Here is a 16,537-nt window from a genome sequence, read left to right as displayed (position 1 = left end):
CGCCAGATAAGTGTAGCGGTTCGCCGACTGCCAATATTCTGAAAGGAGGGCTGCTTTTCCGCCGACAGCGTGGTAATAGTGAAAGCTGATTGTCGAAATCTGGTGGAACCTGATGCCCGAACCCGTCGCCGAACCGGCGCTCAATGGACTGCGCCTCAATCTGCGGATTGTCTCTGTCGTCATCTTTAACTTTGCCAGCTATCTCACCATCGGCCTACCGCTGGCGGTGCTGCCCGGCTATGTGCATGATGTCATGGGCTTTAGCGCTTTCTGGGCCGGGCTGGTGATTAGCCTGCAATATTTCGCCACGCTGCTCAGCCGCCCGCACGCCGGGCGCTACGCCGATCTGCTGGGACCGAAAAAGATTGTCGTCTTCGGTCTCTGCGGCTGTTTTTTGAGCGGTCTGAGCTATCTGCTGGCGGCCTGCAGCAGCGGCTGGCCACTGGTTAGCCTGCTGCTGTTATGTCTCGGGCGGGTGATCCTTGGAATCGGTCAGAGCTTTGCCGGCACCGGGTCGACGCTGTGGGGCGTCGGCGTGGTCGGTTCGCTGCATATCGGGCGGGTGATTTCGTGGAACGGGATAGTGACCTACGGGGCGATGGCGATGGGCGCGCCGCTCGGCGTGCTCTGTTACTCACGGATTGGCCTCAGCGGCCTGGCGGTGGTCATTATGGCGGTGGCGCTGGTGGCGATCCTCTGTGCGCTGCCCCGCGCGGCGGTGAAGGCAGCCAAAGGTAAAGCGATGTCGTTTCGCGCGGTGCTTGGCCGGGTCTGGCCCTACGGCATGGCGCTGGCGCTGGCCTCCGCTGGCTTCGGGGTGATCGCCACCTTTATCACGCTGTTTTATGACGCTAAAGGCTGGGACGGCGCGGCTTTCGCTCTGACGTTATTCAGCTGCGCGTTCGTTGGCACGCGGCTGCTGTTTCCCAACGGTATTAACCGCCTCGGCGGGCTGAACGTGGCGATGCTCTGCTTTAGCGTGGAGGTTATTGGCCTGCTGCTGGTCGGCTTCGCCGATACGCCGCTGATGGCGAAAATCGGTACTTTCCTTACCGGGGCGGGGTTCTCGCTGGTCTTCCCGGCGCTGGGGGTGGTGGCGGTGAAAGCGGTGCCGCAGCACAACCAGGGATCGGCGCTGGCGACCTATACCGTGTTTATGGATTTGTCGTTGGGCGTTACCGGGCCGCTGGCCGGGTTGCTGATGGCGTGGACCGGGATCTCGATGATTTATCTCGCCGCGGCGGGGCTGGTGATGGCGGCGCTGCTGTTGGGCTGGCGGCTAAAAAAACGGCCCCCGGTTAGCGAACCGGAGGCCATCGCACCAGGCCAGTAATTACTGAATGGTGAGGGTGTTGATGATGCTTTCTGCTTCGGTCTGTGCCTGCTGCTGGTTGTCCGCCGGCAGGGTCACCTGCAGGGTCAGCAGTTTGTCATCCACTTTGCCAAGCAGTACGGAAGACCAGGCGGTCTGCCCCTTGGCGGAGATGATGCTGTCCAGCTGCTGCAGGGTATGGCCTTTAATCTCCAGCGATTTATTGCTCACCACCTGCAGCTGCGGGTCGCGGCTACGCTGCTGATCTTCCAGACGTTTCGCCAGCACCGCCAGATCTTCATTGGTGCTGTCGCCGACGATGACGATGACCGCTTTCTGGCCGGTAGCGTCAGAGTAGACGTGCATGTTGTTCGCCTGGGTACCCAGTTTGCCGCTCTGGTCGGCCATGCCCGCGGGCAGGGTGAAGCTCAGCTTGCCATCCAGCAGGCTGATTGCCTGGCCGCTGGCATTGCTCTCCGCCGCCGCTCCGACGGTTGGCGCTTTTGAATCGCTGTTATCGCAGGCGGCAAGCCCCATCACCAGCAGGCCAATACCGACATATTTAACCAAATTGCGCATTGACATCTTCCTTTCGATAAACGGCCACTAATGGCTCATCCGGCTATCTTAACACATCAGCCCGCGAGTACCTTTAACTCGGCTGCAATGCCGACAAATCAGATTTATCCGCCAGTCTTTTCAACAGCATATTTAACAACACGCCATACATCGGCAGGAAGAAAATGATGCTGATAAGCACTTTAAAGCTGTAGTCGACGAGGGCGATTTCCCCCCAGTGGGCGGCCATAAATGGGTCCGGACTGCGCCAGAAAGCGATAAAGAAGAATGCGACGGTATCGCTAATGTTGCCGAACAGCGTTGAGGCGGTGGGGGCCAGCCACCAGTGGCGGCTCTGCCGCAGGCGGTTAAAGACGTGGACGTCGAGGATCTGCCCCAGCGCATAGGCCATAAAGCTGGCGATGGCGATACGCGCGACGAAGAGGTTAAAGGTACCCAGCGCGGCAAAGCCCTGCCACTCGCCCATATAGAACAGCGCGGAGATGCCGTAAGAGATGACCAGCGCCGGAACCATCACCGCGAAAATGATGCGTCGCGCCAGCGGTGCGCCAAAAATGCGTACCGTCAGATCGGTGGCGAGGAAGATAAACGGAAAACTAAACGCGCCCCAGGTGGTATGGAAACCAAAAATGGAGATCGGCAGCTGAACCAGATAGTTGCTGGAGGTGATCACCAGCAGATGAAATAGCGAAAGCCAGACGAGCGCTTTTTTGCGCTGTACGGTAGTAAACGGATTCATATTGTGACCTTTTTATGCCCGTCATGCTTCAGGTTAAGGAGCAATCGGCAGCGGAACGTTGGGGTGAGGGAACCCAATAAAAAACGGCTGCATGATACTGCGTTACCGGCGTAATGCAATGGTTGTTTTTCGCGCAAACGTTAACCTGGCTTGCGTACTGGCGAACTGGGGGTAAACTAGGGCCGTTTTGTTGACGTGAGACTAAAATGAGCGAACTTTTCTCCACTCCTGACCACACCCTGGATGCCCTGGGGCTCCGCTGCCCGGAGCCGGTCATGATGGTGCGTAAAACCGTGCGGACGATGCCGGTCGGCGAGACGCTGCTGATTATTGCTGACGATCCGGCCACCACCCGCGATATCCCGGGATTCTGCCGCTTTATGGAGCATGAGCTGGTGGCCCAGGAAACCGAAGCCCTGCCGTACCGCTATCTGATCCGCAAAAGCCGCTGAGCTTTTCCCGGATAGCGGCGCGTTGCGCCTTATCCGGGCTACCCGACGGTCCGGAACCGTAGCCCTGCTAAGCGTAGCGCGAGCAGGGAATATCCCGGATGGCGGCGCGTTGCGCCTTATCCGGGCTACCCGACGGTCCGGAACCGTAGCCCTGCTAAGCGTAGCGCGAGCAGGGAAGTCGGTATCTATGCTACAACTTCTTACGCAATAACCGCAGCGCGTTAGCCGTTACCAGCACGGTGGCGCCGGTATCCGCCAGCACCGCCAGCCACAGTCCGGTCAGGCCGAGCAGGGTGGTGACGAGGAAAACCCCCTTCAGCCCTAAGGCAATCGCGATGTTCTGGCGGATATTGGCGTGAGTCGCCCGCGCCAGGGAAATCATCTGCGCCAGGCCGGTCAGACGGTTATGGGTCAGCGCAGCATCGGCGGTTTCCAGCGCCACATCGGTGCCGCTGCCCATCGCAATGCCAATGGTGGCCGCTTTCATCGCCGGAGCGTCGTTGATGCCGTCGCCGACCATCGCCAGCGGTGCGTTGGCATTCAGCGCCACCACCGCGTTGACCTTGTCTGCCGGGAGCAGACCGGCGCGGAATTCCAGCCCCAGTTCGCTGGCGATGGCCGCCGCGGCGCGCGGGTTATCTCCGGTGAGGATCACCCCCTGCACCCCCAGCTGGTGTAAGGCATCCACCGCCTGACGTGCGTCGTCGCGCAGGGTGTCGCGCAGCGCCAGAATGCCGAGCAGCGTCTCGCCGCGCATCACCAGCACTACCGTTTGCCCGGCGCTCTCCAGCTGCTGGATCTGCGCCTCATGCTCTGCCGGGGCGGCTTTGCTGGCTGCGCAGATTAAGATGCGGCTGCCGTTGACCTCAGCTTCGATACCGGAGCCGGCCAGCGCCCGCTGGCCGCTGGCAAGCGGAATACTCAGCTGACGCCGCTGTGCTTCACGGACGACGGCCTGCGCCAGTGGGTGGCTGGAGCCTTGCTCCACCGCTGCCGCCAGCGCCAGCAGGGCGTTGTCGTCAACCTCAGCCGTGGCGATCACCGAAGTCACCTGCGGCTGGCCGACGGTCAGGGTGCCGGTTTTATCGAACGCCACCTGCCGCACCTGGCCCAGCTGTTCCAGCGCTGCACCGCCTTTGATCAGCGCTCCGCGTCGGGCGGCGACCGCCAGGCCGGAGGTGATGGCCGCCGGCGTGGAGATGACCAGCGCGCACGGACAGCCGATCAGCAGCAGCGTCAGCCCTTTATAAATCCACGGCAGCCAGGCGCTGGCGAAGAACAGCGGTGGGACAATAGCGACCAGCAAGGCGACGACCATAATGGCCGGGGTGTAGATCCGGCTGAAGCGGTCGATGAAGCGCTCGATCGGCGCCCGACGCTCCTCTGCCTCTTCAATCAGCTTCAGGATGCGGTCGATGGCGCTGTCGCCCGGTTCGGATATCACGGTCAGCTGCACCAGGCGATCGACGCTGGTGGCGCCCGCCGCGACCCGTTCCCCGGCCTGACGCTCCACCGGCACCGACTCGCCGGTCAGGGCGCTTTCATCAAAGCTGGCAAACGGCGACAGCAGCTGGCCATCCGCCGGCAGACGCCCGCCAGCGGCCACTTCAATCACATCTCCGGGACGCAGGTTGCGCTGGGCGACGGTTTCCCGCACGCCGTCGCGCAGGCGAATGGCGGTGTCGGGCTTCAGCGCCATCAGCGCGCTCACCCCCTGCCGTGCGCGGCTGGCGGCCCAGCCTTCGAGACGCTCGCCGATCAGGAACAGCAGCAGCACCATCGCCGCTTCCGCGGTGGCGCCGATAAACAGCGCTCCGATGGCGGCGACGCTCATCAGCGTCTCAATGGCGAACCAGCTCCCGCTCTTTATCAGGCGCAGCGCCTGGCGGGCAACCGGCCACAGGCCGACCAGGGTGGTGACAATAAAGGCTAACTGGCCGGCGGGGTGGTTGAACTGCTCCAGCCCCCAGCTCAGGGCCATCATGATAACCAGCGTCAGCAACGACAGATTGTCGCGCAGCAGCGACCCTCGGGTTTTCTCTGCTGCGGGAGCATCGGCATCGCGCAGCGTATAGCCCGCCTGGCGTACCGCGTTCTCAACCTGAACGCGGATATCGCCTTCCGCATTAACCAGCAGTTTTTCTGTGGCGAACAGCACCTGAACCTGACTGACCCCGGGTATCTGACGAACCGCGGTTTCCACCTTGCGGGCGCAGGCGGCGCAGTCCATGCCCTCTACCTGCCAGCTGTAGCGAGCGTCGCTGAGCGTTTCGCCGGCAGGTGGCGTTTCTGTCGCGCAGGCGTGGTCTGTGCAGCAGCCCTCCGCCGGGGCGGTCGCGGGCCGCATGGTGAATGACGAGAATTGTGGGACTTTTTTATCCTGCGCGTCTGGAGTCGACATGGCACCCTCCGGGAAATGATAATTTTCTCATTAGCCGTAGGATACACTCTGGAGTCGACTCCAGAGTCAAGGACTAAATTACAGGTACAGCGCGCGCACGATCAGGAAGTGGCCGGCAAAGTAGAATGCCGCGGCGATGGCGTTATCGGCGCGGAAGCGGCGACGATAATGGCTTACCAGCCACACAGTATTGCTCAATAGCAGCAGGGCGGCGCCGGCGAAACCAGACAGCGCAGTGTTAGTGGGACGGGCAAACCACAGCTCACCGGCCAGCCAGACCATCACCAGCGTCATCCCGATAAAGGTCAGCACCGGCATTTTCATCTCTTCCAGTCGGCTCCAGATCACCGCCATCAGCAGGGCGCCGAACACCAGCAGCACCAGCGGCAGCGGCCAGAAGAAGGATAGCGTCAGCTGGCTGGCGAACCAGATGGTATACAGCAGATGCGACAGGAAGAAAGCGCCTACGGCGTACATCACCCGCTGGCGCGGCAGCAGGGTCAGGGCATCGCCGAGCAGCGAGGCGCACAGGCCGGCCAGTACCAGATAGCTGATGGCATTGAACATCGGCGCCTGCCAGGCCAGTAACAGCAACAGAATCAGGGTGACAGGTTTAAATACCCAGCGTCGCCATGCCGGCCCACGATAGGATGCATCGACATAAAGCCATGCGGAGAAACAGACAGCAATAAATGACCAAAGCATAGTAAGTCCCTGTATCTGTTATCATAAAGAAAGTTACGGATGCGAGATGCTACTACTCAGTGTAGTGGTTTGGCGTAGCAGATGACAATGTTATTCCCGACGCAGTATGCTGATTCCTGATATTTTTTATGGGTAACCTTAATGAGTAAAATGCCCCTCTTTTTTGTCCTGGTCGTCGCGGTGATTGTGGTGGCGGCTTCGTTTCGCTATGTCCAGCAGCGCCGTGAGAAACAGGCGAATGACGCCGCGCCAGTGTTGCAAAAGCGCGTTATCGTCAGCAATAAACGGGAAAAGGTGATTAACGATCGGCGCTCGCGGCAGCAGACGGTGACGCCCGCAGGCAGTGAGATGCGCTATGAGGCGAGTTTTCGCCCGGAAAACGGTGGGCTGGAAGTGGTGTTTCGCCTCGACGCGCCGCAATATCATGCGCTGAGCGTGGGCGATCGCGGGATGTTGAGTTATAAGGGCACAGCGTTCGTGGCGTTTACGCCCGATCCCTGAGCCCTTTTCAGGACTACTTTTTCAGCGTCGCCTTCAGTTTTTTCTGCCAGGCGACGAGCTCAAACACGCCGAAGATAAAAATGCGGATTTGCTCAAAGCGGCTCAGCGGCGGCGCCTCTTTCGGCTGCGTCGCCTTAAGCAGCGTCAGCTGCAGACCGTGCATCAGGATCATGAAAATCAGCGCGACGTTGACGAAGATATTCAGCGGCTTCGGGAAGGGCTGAAACAGGTTCAATAACAGAAAGGCCCAGACGCACAGCATCAGCAGGCGGCCTAAATTAATCAGCATGATTCTCTCCTTGGGCCTCACGTTGGTAAAGACGGTAGGCGACCTGTCCGGCCACTTTTTCACGATACAGCTGCCAGTTCGCCGGTACCGGCGGTAGGCCATTTTCAACTTCGCTTTCGACGTACACCAGGGCCTCATCGGCCAGCCAGCCCTGCGTTTCCAGCAGACGTAGCGTCTCCTCCAGCAGCCCCTGACGGAACGGCGGGTCGACGAACACGATCTGATGCGGTGTGCCCGGCTGGCTCAGAAAGCTGAGGGTGTTAGTCGTGATCACCTTGCCGCGATCCGCTTTCAGGGTAGCGAGGTTTTTTTGCAACTGCTGGGCTACGCCGCGCTCCATCTCCAGTAGCGTGGTGCTGGCCGCATAGCGGGACAGTGCCTCAAGCCCCAGCGCGCCGCTGCCGGCAAAGCAGTCGAGGCAGTGCGCGTCAACAATGGACGGCGCCAGCCAGTTAAAAAGGGTTTCGCGAACCCGGTCGGTGGTCGGCCGCAGGCCCGGGCTCTCCGGCACCGGTAATTTACGGCCGCGCCATTGCCCGCCGATGATGCGGATCTGGCCGCTGCCCGCGTGGTTTGGTTTTTTCATCTCTCTGCTCAAGTCTCTACTTCCGGCCTGCTATTCTAGCGATGGACGGCGGTTGACGAAACCTTAATCCGGGGGCGGTGCTGCGAGTTAAGTTAAGTGATAGACTATCCAACTAATTTCATCATTTTTTCAGCTTCTGATGAAGCTGTGCCATGAATAAACAGCGAGGAGTGTGGTCGCAAATGGCAAAAGAGAAAAAACGTGGCTTCTTTTCCTGGCTGGGCTTTGGACAGAAAGAACAGGCACAGGAAACCGAGACTGAACAAAAAGTAGAAGAACAACAAGCGGTTGTCGAAGAGACACCGGTGGTTGAAACCCCTGCTGAGCCGAGCGCGCCGAAAGCAGATCCGGAAGCGTTTGCCGAAGACGTCGTCGACGTGACCGAGACGGTTGTCGAAAACGAAAAGGCGCACCTCGCGGAGCCTGCCAGCGTGCAGGAAGAAGAGTGGGTGGAAACGCCGGCTCTGGCGGAAGAAGCGCCTGTTGTTGAACCGGCGCCCGCGGTCAGCGAACCGCCTGAACAGCCCGCGGTGGCTGAGCCGCTGGCGGAAGAGGTTATCGCCGAACCGGTGGTGGCGGAAGCCGTAGCTGAGCAGCCTGTGGAAGAGGCTTTCGCCGAGCCGCAGGAGACGGACGTCACTGAAGAGGATGCGCCGCTAAGCGATGAAGAGCTGGAAGCGCAGGCGCTGGCGGCCGAAGCGGCAGAAGAGGCGGCGGTGGTGGTGCCGGCGCCCGAGGACGAGGCGCCGGTTGAAGAGCTGGCTCAGGAGCAGGAAAAACCAACGAAAGAAGGCTTTTTCGCCCGTCTCAAGCGTAGCCTGCTGAAAACCAAACAAAATCTCGGTTCCGGATTTATCAGCCTGTTCCGCGGCAAGAAGATCGACGATGATCTGTTTGAAGAGCTGGAAGAGCAGCTGCTGATCGCCGACGTCGGGGTGGAGACCACCCGCAAGATCATTACCAACCTGACGGAAGGCGCCAGCCGCAAGCAACTGCGCGATGCGGAAGCGCTGTACGGCCTGCTGAAAGAAGAGATGGGCGGTATTCTCGCCAAAGTGGACGAGCCGCTGAACGTTGAAGGCAAAACGCCCTTTGTTATCCTGATGGTTGGCGTGAATGGGGTGGGGAAAACTACCACCATCGGCAAGCTGGCGCGTCAGTTTGAGCAACAGGGTAAATCGGTGATGCTGGCGGCGGGGGATACCTTCCGCGCGGCGGCGGTGGAACAGCTGCAGGTGTGGGGTCAGCGTAACAATATCCCGGTGATCGCCCAGCATACCGGCGCGGACTCCGCCTCGGTGATTTTCGACGCCATTCAGGCGGCGAAGGCGCGCCATGTTGACGTACTGATTGCCGACACCGCCGGGCGTTTGCAGAATAAATCGCACCTGATGGAAGAGCTGAAGAAGATTGTCCGGGTAATGAAAAAGCTGGATGTCGACGCGCCGCATGAGGTGATGTTAACTATTGACGCCAGCACCGGGCAGAATGCCATTAGCCAGGCCAAACTGTTCCATGAAGCGGTCGGTTTGACCGGGATCACCCTGACCAAGCTGGACGGCACCGCCAAAGGCGGCGTGATCTTCTCGGTGGCCGATCAGTTCGGCATTCCGATTCGCTATATTGGCGTCGGCGAGCGTATTGAGGATCTGCGTCCGTTTAATGCGGGCGACTTTATTGAGGCACTTTTTGCCCGAGAGGATTAAGAATGATTCGCTTTGAACAAGTCAGCAAAGCCTATCTCGGTGGGAGACAAGCGTTGCAGGGGGTGACTTTCCACCTGCAGCCGGGCGAGATGGCGTTTCTGACCGGCCATTCCGGCGCAGGGAAAAGTACCCTGCTGAAGCTTATCTGTGGTATCGAACGGCCCAGCGCCGGGAAAATCTTCTTCAGCGGTCATGAAATCAGCCGCCTGAAGAGCCGTGAGGTGCCGTTTCTGCGCCGCCAGATCGGCATGATTTTCCAGGACCACCATTTGCTGATGGATCGTACCGTGTATGACAACGTGGCGATCCCGCTGATTATCGCCGGCGCCAGCGGCGATGACATTCGTCGTCGCGTCTCGGCGGCGCTGGACAAGGTCGGCCTGCTGGACAAAGCGAAGAACTTTCCGATTCAGCTCTCCGGCGGTGAGCAGCAGCGTGTAGGGATTGCCCGCGCGGTAGTCAACAAGCCGGCGGTGCTGCTGGCGGATGAACCGACCGGTAACCTCGACGAGGCGCTCTCGGAGGGGATTTTACGTCTGTTTGAAGAGTTTAACCGCGTTGGGGTGACGGTACTGATGGCCACGCACGATCTGGGGCTAATTTCCAGTCGTCCGTACCGCGTGCTGACGCTCAGCGACGGCCATCTGCATGGAGGCATTCGGGGTGAATAAGCGCGACGCAATGAACCAGATCCGCCAGTTCGGCAGCAAGTTCGATCGCCTGCGCAACGCGGCGGGCGGCAGCGGTGGCGGCGGGCGCAATGCGCCAAAACGGCCGAAAGCGGCGCCTAACCCGGCCTCGCGTAAGAGCAACGTATTCAACGAGCAGGTGCGCTACGCCTGGCACGGCGCGCTGCAGGATCTAAAAAGCACGCCGCTGGCGACCTTCCTGACGGTAATGGTCATCGCTATTTCGTTAACCCTGCCAAGCGTCTGCTACATGGTCTACAAAAACGTCAGCAGCGCGGCGTCCCAGTATTATCCCTCGCCGCAGATCACCGTTTATCTGGAAAAAACGCTGGATGACGATGCCGCGGCGCGGGTGGTGGGCCAGCTGCAGGCGGAGCAGGGCGTCGACAAGGTGAACTATTTGTCCCGTGACGAGGCGCTGGGGGAATTCCGTAACTGGTCTGGCTTTGGCGGCGCGCTGGATATGCTGGAGGAGAACCCGCTGCCGGCGGTCGCCATCGTGGTGCCGAAGCTGGATTTCCAGAGCACCGAGGCGCTGAACACCCTGCGCGATCGGGTAACGCGGATCCAGGGCGTCGATGAAGTGCGAATGGACGACAGCTGGTTTGCTCGTCTCTCCTCGCTCACCGGGCTGGTAGGACGCGTGTCGGCGATGATCGGCGTGCTGATGGTGGCGGCGGTATTCCTGGTGATCGGCAACAGCGTGCGTCTGAGCATCTTCGCCCGCCGCGATACCATTAACGTGCAGAAGCTGATCGGCGCCACCGACGGCTTTATCCTGCGTCCGTTCCTCTATGGTGGGGCGATGCTGGGCTTCTCCGGCGCGTTTTTATCGCTGATCCTGTCGGAGATTCTGGTGATGCGCCTCTCGTCGGCGGTGACCGAAGTGGCGAAAGTGTTCGGCACCCAGTTTGAGCTGAGCGGCCTGGGCTTCGACGAGTGCCTGTTGATGCTGATTGTCTGCTCGATGATCGGTTGGGTCGCCGCCTGGCTGGCGACAGTGCAACATTTACGTCACTTTACTCCCGATTAAAAAAAGCGTGATATAATCTTTCCCTGCTGCAATGAGTTCCTGTTCGCAGGGAAAGATACCGCAAGCTTGTTCTCCTTTTCCTGCCCTCACTTGTTCATCGTGGTGTCACATTTTGTGCGTAATTTATTCACACGGTTGCATGGAACTTGTGGATAAAATCACTGTCTGATACTAATGTGAGTGATATTCTCGTTGCTCATGAATGCTGGCATGCTTGTTGCCTGATGGGGACAAGACCGCGTCAGAAGATATCAATTGAGAGGATTTGAATGACCAAAGAAATGCAAACTTTAGCTTTAGCCCCCGTTGGTAACCTGGAATCGTATATCCGGGCCGCTAACACTTGGCCGATGCTGTCGGCTGATGAAGAGCGGGAGCTTGCTGAAAAGCTGCATTACCAGGGCGATCTGGAAGCAGCGAAAAAGCTGATTCTGTCTCACCTGCGCTTTGTTGTTCACATTGCTCGTAACTACTCGGGCTATGGCCTGCCGCAGGCGGATCTGATCCAGGAAGGCAATATCGGCCTGATGAAAGCCGTGCGTCGCTTCAACCCGGAAGTGGGTGTGCGCCTGGTCTCCTTCGCCGTGCACTGGATTAAAGCCGAAATTCACGAATACGTGCTGCGCAACTGGCGTATCGTGAAGGTCGCTACCACCAAAGCACAGCGTAAGCTGTTCTTTAACCTGCGTAAAACCAAACAGCGTCTGGGTTGGTTCAACCAGGATGAAGTGGAAATGGTGGCCCGTGAGCTGGGCGTGTCGAGCAAAGACGTCCGCGAGATGGAATCCCGTATGGCGGCGCAGGACATGACGTTTGACATGTCTTCCGACGACGAATCCGACAGCCAGCCGATGGCGCCGGTACTTTATCTGCAGGATAAAACGTCTAACTTTGCCGACGGCATCGAAGACGACAACTGGGAAGAGCAGGCGGCGAATAAGCTGACCGACGCGATGCAGGGCCTGGACGAGCGTAGCCAGGACATCATCCGCGCCCGCTGGCTGGACGAAGATAACAAGTCCACGCTGCAGGAACTGGCCGACCGCTACGGCGTCTCCGCGGAGCGCGTGCGTCAGCTGGAAAAGAACGCCATGAAAAAACTGCGTGCCGCTATCGAAGCCTGATACGCCCACGCCTGCCTGATAATCAGGCACCCCGATAACGCCCCGCCTCAGGTTGGGGCGTTTTGTTTTTCTGCGTCCCCCCGGGGCAGGAGCAACTGCGGGCAGTGCGTCTGCAGGCAGCCGAGTAAGACGCTAAACGCCGGCGCCATCTGCTCTTCGGGCTGGCTGGCGAATCCCATCAGTAATCCTTTCTTGCGCGCCGCCGTCAGGTAGTAGCGCGACAGCGGCCGCACCAGAATATTGCGCGCATTGGCCTCTCTGGCAATAGCCACATCATCAGCCTCTTCGGGCAAATTGAGGATCAAATGCAGCCCGGCATTATCGCTGAAGTCAGACAGGGCGTACGGCATACAGTGCTGCCGGATAAGCTCGGTTAAAAAGGCACGGCGACGGCTGTAAAGCAGCCGCATGCGGCGGATATGGGCCGAATAGTGGCCGGCGGTAATAAACTCCGCCAGCGCCATCTGGATCAGCGAATGGCCGCCGCGGTAAAGTCCGGCATGGGCGTGCTTCAGATCGCTGACCAGCGGGCGCGGGATCACCACATAACCCAGGCGCAGGCCGGGGTAGAGCGTCTTGCTGAAGGTGCCGATATAGACCACCGGGGCGTCGGCGACCAGACCCTGCAGGGCCGGGATCGGCTGGCCGGAAAAGCGAAATTCGCTGTCATAATCATCTTCGACGATCCAGCTGCCCTGCTGGCGGGCGAGCGCCAGCAGCCGCTGGCGGCGCTCAAGGCTCATCACCGCGCCCAGCGGATACTGGTGGGAAGGCGTAACGAAGATGAGCCGCGGCGCGTCGTCAACCGTTTCCGGCGGACACAGGCCGTTGGCATCGACGGTCAGAGGCTCTGCCCGAACGTCGTTCATCGCCAGCACGTGGCGGATCCCCCAATAGGAAGGCTCCTCCACCCACGCCAGATCGCCGTTGTCGCACAGCATGCGGGTGACCAGATCGATAGCCTGATGGATCCCCTCGGTGATAAGAATTTGATCTGCATGACAGTGGACGCCGCGCGACACGCGCAGATAATCCACCAGCGCCTGCTGCAGCTCCGGTGTGCCGCCGTTGCAGCTGTAGCTGAGCCGCTCCGGCTTAGGCCGACGGCTGATACGGGCCTGGATCTTACTGAACAGCGGGTGGGGAAAGGCATTAACGTCCGGCACGCCGGGAATAAACGCTCCCCACTGGCGCGGGCTGGCGCTGACCTGACCGAGCAGGTGCTGACCGCGGCGCGAAATATACGCTGTTGACGCCGCGAGGTTGCTGTTTTCCTGCTGGCCTTTAGTCGTTAATGAACTCTCCGGGGCGGTTTGGGCAACGAATGTTCCACTTCCCCGACGGGAAACCACATATCCTTCCGCCAGCAATTGTTCATAAGTTGTTAATATGGTGTTTCTTGATACGCCGAGCTCGCCCGCCAGATCGCGCGATGGCGGCAGGCGGCTTTGCGGCGCCAGCGAGCCGTCGAGGATTGCGCGGCGAAGCGCGTTGTATAAGCGTTTGTGCAGAAGAGGGTCGCGCTCCTCCTGCAGACGGACCAGCACCAGGTCACCCACCAGCGAACGCAATTGGATCCCTCAGATATTCAAAATTGGTACTCGATTATAGGGCCAACTCCTGTGTAAATAAACGACATCGTTTCTAATTTGTTGCGATAACGTGACATACACGACAGGAGATTCGCAGGTGAAAAGCTCAGAACTGGATCAACGTCGCCAGCAGGCGACGCCGCGCGGCGTAGGCGTAATGTGTAACTACTTTGTCGAGAAGGCGGAAAACGCCACGCTGTGGGATATCGAAGGCAACGAGGTGATCGATTTCGCCGCCGGGATCGCCGTGTTAAATACCGGTCACCGTCATCCGAAAGTGGTCGCCGCGGTCGCCGACCAGCTGCAGGCGTTCACCCACACTGCCTATCAGATTGTGCCGTACGAAAGCTATGTTTCGCTGGCGGAGCGTATCAACGATCTGGCGCCAATTGACGGGCCGGCAAAAACAGCTTTCTTCACCACCGGCGCGGAAGCGGTCGAGAACGCGGTGAAAATCGCCCGCGCTTACACCGGTCGTCCGGGCCTGATTACTTTTGGCGGCGGCTTCCACGGCCGTACCTTTATGACCATGGCCCTCACCGGTAAGGTCGCGCCTTACAAAATCGGCTTCGGGCCGTTCCCGGGCTCGGTGTATCACGGCGTTTACCCCAATGCGGCGCACGGCGTGACCACCGCGGATGCGCTGAAAAGCCTGGAACGCATTTTCAAGGCAGATATCGCGCCGGATCAGGTAGCGGCCATCATCCTCGAGCCGATCCAGGGGGAAGGCGGTTTTAACGTTGCACCGGCCGATTTTATGCAGGCGCTGCGCGACCTGTGTGATACCCACGGCATTCTGCTGATCGCCGATGAAGTGCAGACCGGTTTTGCCCGCACCGGCAAGCTGTTCGCCATGCAGCACTATGAGGTGAAACCGGATCTGATGACGATGGCGAAAAGCCTCGCCGGCGGTTTCCCGCTGTCGGGCGTTGTTGGTCGCGCCGAAGTGATGGATGCGCCAGCGCCGGGCGGGCTGGGCGGGACCTATGCGGGTAACCCGCTGGCGGTGGCTGCGGCGCACGCGGTGCTGGATGTGATTGCCGAAGAGCAGTTGTGCCAGCGTGCCGAACAGCTGGGTAGCCATCTGCGGGAAGTGCTCAACCAGGCGCGTACCACTTGCCCGGCGATTGTTGATGTCCGCGGTCGAGGGTCGATGGTGGCGGTGGAGTTTAACGATCCGCAAACTGGCGAGCCGTCGCCGGAGTTCACCCGTCTTGTGCAACAGAAAGCGCAGGAAAACGGCCTGCTGCTGCTGAGCTGCGGCGTCTACGGCAACGTGATCCGCTTCCTGTATCCGTTGACTATCCCGGATGCCCAGTTCTCGAAAGCGCTGGATATTCTGGCGCGCGTACTGAAGAGCTAACGTCTCCCCGGCGGGCTGCGGCGGCAGGGAAGCCGAACAGAAACAGGAAGCCGCAGCCGGCTGTTTATGCTCAGCGTGAGTGGTTTATCACCCTGATATCACCTTTTTTCCGGCGCTAAAAACCGCCGGAGTAAAACGGAAAGTATTATGTCTGAAAACTCCACCTTTTCTCCCGTCCTCACCGGCCGGGAACGTACGGCTGTCCCTGCAAAATCTCTGAGCTTCGTCGAAGGGGTATCGATGATTGTCGGTACCAATATTGGCGCGGGCGTCCTCTCTATCGCCTATGCGTCGAGCAAAGCGGGCTTCTTACCGCTGCTGTTCTGGCTGGTGCTGGTGGGCAGCCTGACCACGGTGACCATGCTCTATGTCGCGGAATCCACGCTGCGCACCCGCAAACATCTGCAGCTCAGCGGTTTATCGAAGCGCTACGTCGGCGGCTTTGGCGCGCTGATGATGTTCCTCTCCGTCTGCGTCAACAGCGTCGGCGCATTGACGGCGTATATGACCGGCAGCGGCAAGCTGCTGCACTCCTTGTTTAGCATCTCGCCAGCGCTGGGCAGCGTGCTGTTTTTCGTCCCGGCGGCAGGGGTGCTCTACCTGGGTCTGAAGGCGATCGGCCGCGGCGAGAAATTTATCAGCATCGGCATGGTCGTGATGATCTCGGTGCTGGTGATTGCCACGCTGTTAAAAGAGACCACCCGGGTGAGCTATCTGCTCGACGGCAACTGGCTGTATATGGTTCCGGTCTTCAACGTTGTGGCATTCTGCTTTTCGGCACAGTACATCGTGCCGGAGATGGCGCGGGGTTTCGCCGACAAACCGGAAAAATTACCTAAAGCCATTATGGTCGGTATGGCCTTGACCTTTGCCCTGCTGGCGCTGGTGCCGTTGTCGGTGATCTCGCTTAACGGTCTGGACAATATTTCGGATGTGGCCACTATCTCCTGGGGCCGGGCGCTTGGCGAATGGGCGTTCTTCTCGGCCAACCTGTTCGCGCTGTGCGCGATGTTGACCTCCTACTGGGGACTGGGCGGTAGCTTCCTGACTAATATCTTCGATCAGTTCCGCCTGGGGAATGATGAACAGCCCGCCCGTCGCTTGATGGTGCTGCTGGTGGTGGCGATCCCGCCCTTTGTACTGGCCTATAGCGGTATGGTCTCCTTCGTCAACGCGCTTTATTTTGCCGGGGTGTTCAGCGGCGTCATTTTATCGATTATGCCGATCCTGATGCTGAAGGGCGCCCGCCAGCGTGGCGATTTGACCCCGGGCTGGACCTGTCCGGCCTGGATGACCCATCCGCTTATCCAATGCTTCATTGTGTTGTTGTACCTTTGCAGCGCCGCCTACGCGATAGCGTCCGCGGTGGGCTACCTGCCCGCTGGCTGGTAATCAGGCTCTGTTTTGCACCGCGTCCGGTTCATGCTGGCGCGGTTTTTTTATTTGTCACTTATCTGTTACATAGC

The 16,537-nt window shown here is 59.6% G+C and carries 16 protein-coding genes; 9 read left to right on the top strand and 7 right to left on the bottom strand.

The window, feature by feature from the left end:
- Positions 1-112: 112 nt before the first annotated feature.
- On the top strand, positions 113-1,333 hold the full coding sequence (locus tag ACKLKD_RS10405) for an MFS transporter (RefSeq protein WP_025710745.1): 1,221 nt from the start codon (positions 113-115) through the stop codon (positions 1,331-1,333).
- Here the strand turns inward: ACKLKD_RS10405 and ACKLKD_RS10400 are convergent, their stop codons facing one another.
- The gene (locus ACKLKD_RS10400; protein WP_025710746.1) at positions 1,334-1,891 is read right to left on the bottom strand and encodes a DcrB family lipoprotein; all 558 of its coding nucleotides are present in this window, start codon (positions 1,889-1,891) and stop codon (positions 1,334-1,336) included. It abuts the gene before it with no gap.
- Between the two features lie 73 nt (positions 1,892-1,964).
- On the bottom strand, positions 1,965-2,630 hold the full coding sequence (locus ACKLKD_RS10395; protein ID WP_008806961.1) for a 7-cyano-7-deazaguanine/7-aminomethyl-7-deazaguanine transporter: 666 nt from the start codon (positions 2,628-2,630) through the stop codon (positions 1,965-1,967).
- A gap of 206 nt (positions 2,631-2,836) precedes the next feature.
- Between ACKLKD_RS10395 and tusA the strand changes: the two genes are divergently transcribed.
- The gene (gene tusA / locus ACKLKD_RS10390; RefSeq protein WP_074387026.1) at positions 2,837-3,082 is read left to right on the top strand and encodes a sulfurtransferase TusA; all 246 of its coding nucleotides are present in this window, start codon (positions 2,837-2,839) and stop codon (positions 3,080-3,082) included.
- Between the two features lie 190 nt (positions 3,083-3,272).
- Here the strand turns inward: tusA and zntA are convergent, their stop codons facing one another.
- Both zntA and ACKLKD_RS10380 read right to left on the bottom strand, forming a co-directional pair.
- Entirely contained in the window at positions 3,273-5,483 is a 2,211-nt protein-coding gene (gene zntA, locus ACKLKD_RS10385; protein ID WP_087806370.1) for a Zn(II)/Cd(II)/Pb(II) translocating P-type ATPase ZntA, read from the bottom strand.
- 78 nt (positions 5,484-5,561) lie between these two features.
- Positions 5,562-6,188, bottom strand: a complete 627-nt coding sequence (locus ACKLKD_RS10380; protein ID WP_087806368.1) for a lysoplasmalogenase — start codon at positions 6,186-6,188, stop codon at positions 5,562-5,564.
- Between the two features lie 150 nt (positions 6,189-6,338).
- Here ACKLKD_RS10380 and ACKLKD_RS10375 point away from each other — a divergent pair, with 150 nt between their 5' ends.
- Positions 6,339-6,689 carry a DUF2500 domain-containing protein gene (locus ACKLKD_RS10375; protein WP_025710749.1) on the top strand — a complete coding sequence of 117 codons (351 nt, stop codon included), beginning with the start codon at positions 6,339-6,341 and terminating at the stop codon, positions 6,687-6,689.
- A gap of 13 nt (positions 6,690-6,702) precedes the next feature.
- On the opposite strand, the gene ACKLKD_RS10370 is transcribed toward ACKLKD_RS10375, so the two are convergent.
- The gene (locus ACKLKD_RS10370) at positions 6,703-6,978 is read right to left on the bottom strand and encodes a DUF1145 family protein (protein WP_002920822.1); all 276 of its coding nucleotides are present in this window, start codon (positions 6,976-6,978) and stop codon (positions 6,703-6,705) included.
- Positions 6,968-7,564 (bottom strand): 16S rRNA (guanine(966)-N(2))-methyltransferase, encoded by a 597-nt coding sequence (rsmD, locus tag ACKLKD_RS10365; RefSeq protein WP_025710750.1) that lies wholly within the window; start codon positions 7,562-7,564, stop codon positions 6,968-6,970. The genes ACKLKD_RS10370 and rsmD overlap by 11 nt, the downstream gene beginning before the upstream one ends.
- A 182-nt stretch (positions 7,565-7,746) precedes the next feature.
- Between rsmD and ftsY the strand changes: the two genes are divergently transcribed.
- The 4 genes from ftsY to rpoH all read left to right on the top strand — a co-directional run bounded on the left by ftsY (position 7,747) and on the right by rpoH (position 12,116).
- Positions 7,747-9,270 (top strand): signal recognition particle-docking protein FtsY, encoded by a 1,524-nt coding sequence (ftsY, locus tag ACKLKD_RS10360; RefSeq protein ID WP_087806366.1) that lies wholly within the window; start codon positions 7,747-7,749, stop codon positions 9,268-9,270.
- Positions 9,271-9,272: 2 nt separating this feature from the next.
- Positions 9,273-9,941: a cell division ATP-binding protein FtsE gene (gene ftsE, locus ACKLKD_RS10355; RefSeq protein ID WP_002920817.1), complete on the top strand. Its 669-nt coding sequence runs from the start codon at positions 9,273-9,275 to the stop codon at positions 9,939-9,941.
- Positions 9,934-10,992 (top strand): permease-like cell division protein FtsX, encoded by a 1,059-nt coding sequence (ftsX, locus tag ACKLKD_RS10350; protein ID WP_080897535.1) that lies wholly within the window; start codon positions 9,934-9,936, stop codon positions 10,990-10,992. Before ftsE ends, ftsX begins: the two co-directional genes overlap by 8 nt.
- Positions 10,993-11,261: 269 nt before the next feature.
- Positions 11,262-12,116, top strand: a complete 855-nt coding sequence (gene rpoH, locus ACKLKD_RS10345) for an RNA polymerase sigma factor RpoH (RefSeq protein ID WP_002920815.1) — start codon at positions 11,262-11,264, stop codon at positions 12,114-12,116.
- Positions 12,117-12,163: 47 nt separating this feature from the next.
- Here rpoH and ACKLKD_RS10340 read toward each other — a convergent pair whose 3' ends face one another.
- Positions 12,164-13,687 (bottom strand): PLP-dependent aminotransferase family protein, encoded by a 1,524-nt coding sequence (locus ACKLKD_RS10340; RefSeq protein WP_025710753.1) that lies wholly within the window; start codon positions 13,685-13,687, stop codon positions 12,164-12,166.
- 118 nt (positions 13,688-13,805) lie between these two features.
- Between ACKLKD_RS10340 and ACKLKD_RS10335 the strand changes: the two genes are divergently transcribed.
- Positions 13,806-15,071 (top strand): 4-aminobutyrate--2-oxoglutarate transaminase, encoded by a 1,266-nt coding sequence (locus tag ACKLKD_RS10335; protein ID WP_087806364.1) that lies wholly within the window; start codon positions 13,806-13,808, stop codon positions 15,069-15,071.
- A 147-nt stretch (positions 15,072-15,218) separates the two neighbouring features.
- Positions 15,219-16,463, top strand: a complete 1,245-nt coding sequence (locus ACKLKD_RS10330) for an aromatic amino acid transport family protein (protein WP_080897534.1) — start codon at positions 15,219-15,221, stop codon at positions 16,461-16,463.
- The last annotated feature ends 74 nt before the right edge of the window (positions 16,464-16,537 follow it).

This window comes from Klebsiella sp. 10982 (assembly GCF_048589245.1).
GTDB classification, from domain to species: Bacteria; Pseudomonadota; Gammaproteobacteria; order Enterobacterales; family Enterobacteriaceae; genus Klebsiella; species Klebsiella quasivariicola.
Note: the sequence above shows the minus strand (reverse complement) of the source record. Positions and strands in the feature narration are given on the sequence as shown.